1 tRNA gene and 2 rRNA genes (1 of these 3 cut by a window edge) are annotated in these 2,500 nt (G+C 53.8%); all 3 read left to right on the top strand.

What is annotated here, in order from left to right:
* Positions 1–2,149 (top strand): 23S ribosomal RNA (locus HCZ30_RS16445); it begins 677 nt to the left of the window's first position.
* A 68-nt stretch (positions 2,150–2,217) separates the two neighbouring features.
* Positions 2,218–2,332 (top strand): 5S ribosomal RNA (gene rrf, locus HCZ30_RS16440).
* A 90-nt stretch (positions 2,333–2,422) separates the two neighbouring features.
* Positions 2,423–2,499, top strand: a tRNA-Met gene (locus HCZ30_RS16435).
* Position 2,500: the final 1 nt, after the last annotated feature.

Here is a 2,500-nt window from a genome sequence, read left to right as displayed (position 1 = left end):
TTGTGGGATCAGACCCGAAACCGAGTGATCTAGCCATGGCCAGGTTGAAGACAAGGTAACACTTGTTGGAGGACCGAACCCACACCTGTTGAAAAAGGTCGGGATGAGCTGTGGCTAGGGGTGAAAGGCCAATCAAACTCGGAGATAGCTGGTTCTCTGCGAAATCTATTTAGGTAGAGCGTCGACTGAATACCCTCGGGGGTAGAGCACTGGATGGGTAATGGGGTCCCACAGACTTACTGATCCTAACCAAACTCCGAATACCGAGGAGTACTAGTCGGCAGACACACGGCGGGTGCTAACGTCCGTCGTGGAGAGGGAAACAACCCTGACCAACAGCTAAGGCCCCTAATTCATGGCTAAGTGGGAAAGCAGGTGGGACGACCAAAACAACCAGGAGGTTGGCTTAGAAGCAGCCATCCTTTAAAGATAGCGTAACAGCTCACTGGTCTAAATAAGTTGTCCTGCGGCGAAGATGTAACGGGGCTCAAGCCATGAGCCGAAGCTTTGGATGCACATAGTGCGTGGTAGCAGAGCGTGGTGTGATATAGCTCCATGCGTCCTTACTTCCTCCGGGAAGATTGGACGCAAGGAGCTTTCTGTGAAGCTGGCGCGTGAGCGATCCGGTGGAGAGATCACCAGTGAGAATGATGACATGAGTAGCGACAAAGAGGGTGAGAGACCCTCTCGCCGAAAGTCCAAGGGTTCCTGCTTAAAGCTAATCTGAGCAGGGTAAGCCGACCCCTAAGGCGAGGCCGAAAGGCGTAGTCGATGGGAACCAGGTTAATATTCCTGGGCCAGGAGGATGTGACGGATTGCGAAGGTTGTTCACCCTTATCGGATTGGGTGGGCCGCTTAGCAGTCCCAGGAAATAGCCCTCCATGAGATCGTACCCTAAACCGACACAGGTGGACTGGTAGAGAATACCAAGGCGCTTGAGAGAACGACGTTGAAGGAACTCGGCAAAATGCCTCCGTAAGTTCGCAAGAAGGAGGCCCGGTTCAAAGGCAACTTTGGGCCGGGGGCACAAACCAGGGGGTGGCGACTGTTTACTTAAAACATAGGGCTCTGCGAAGTCGTAAGACGACGTATAGGGTCTGACGCCTGCCCGGTGCCGGAAGGTTAAAAGGAGGAGTGCAAGCTCCGAATTGAAGCCCCGGTAAACGGCGGCCGTAACTATAACGGTCCTAAGGTAGCGAAATTCCTTGTCGGGTAAGTTCCGACCTGCACGAATGGCGTAACGACCTCCCCGCTGTCTCCAACGTCGACTCAGCGAAATTGAATTGCCTGTCAAGATGCAGGCTACCCGCGGTTAGACGGAAAGACCCCATGCACCTTTACTATAGCTTCGCACTGGCATCAGGTACAGCATGTGCAGGATAGGTGGTAGGCTTTGAAGCACGGACGCCAGTCCGTGTGGAGCCTTCCTTGAGATACCACCCTTGCTTTGCTTGATGTCTAACCGCGGCCCGTTATCCGGGTCCGGGACCCTGCGTGGTGGGTAGTTTGACTGGGGCGGTCGCCTCCCAAACAGTAACGGAGGCGCGCGAAGGTTGGCTCAGAGCGGTCGGAAATCGCTCGTTGAGTGCAATGGCATAAGCCAGCCTGACTGCAAGACTGACAAGTCGAGCAGAGACGAAAGTCGGCCATAGTGATCCGGTGGTCCCGAGTGGAAGGGCCATCGCTCAACGGATAAAAGGTACGCTGGGGATAACAGGCTGATGATGCCCAAGAGTCCATATCGACGGCATCGTTTGGCACCTCGATGTCGGCTCATCTCATCCTGGGGCTGGAGCAGGTCCCAAGGGTATGGCTGTTCGCCATTTAAAGAGGTACGTGAGCTGGGTTTAGAACGTCGTGAGACAGTTCGGTCCCTATCTTCCGTGGGTGTAGGATACTTGAGAGGAGTTGCCCCTAGTACGAGAGGACCGGGGTGAACGATCCACTGGTGGACCAGTTGTCGTGCCAACGGCAGTGCTGGGTAGCTATGATCGGACAGGATAACCGCTGAAGGCATCTAAGCGGGAAGCCCCCCTCAAAACAAGGTATCCCTGAGGACCGTGGTAGACCACCACGTCAATAGGCCGGAGATGTAAGTGCAGCAATGCATTCAGTTGACCGGTACTAATCGTCCGATAGGCTTGATCTGTTCCAGAAACAGCAACGCTTCAGAAACATACTACGTATACTTTACTTGGAAACTTGGTTCTTTCTCGGTCTGGTGGCTATAGCACGAGCAAAACACCCGGTCCCTTTCCGAACCCGGCCGTTAAGTGCCGTTGCGCTGATGGTACTGCGTCTTAAGACGTGGGAGAGTAAGTCACCGCCAGACCTAGTAAGAACCAAATTCTCTCTAAACATATCATTCAATATCCCTCAAAAGCAAAACGCTAAAAAAAGGGATAAGTGTTTACACACCCAACGCGGGGTGGAGCAGCCCGGTAGCTCGTCAGGCTCATAACCTGAAGGTCGTAGGTTCAAATCCTACCCCCGCAACCAA

It is taken from the genome of Marivivens donghaensis, from assembly GCF_011806565.1.
Classification (GTDB): domain Bacteria; phylum Pseudomonadota; class Alphaproteobacteria; order Rhodobacterales; family Rhodobacteraceae; genus Marivivens; species Marivivens donghaensis_A.
The sequence above is the reverse complement of the archived record's forward strand: the minus strand, read 5'-3'. Positions and strand labels throughout refer to the sequence as shown.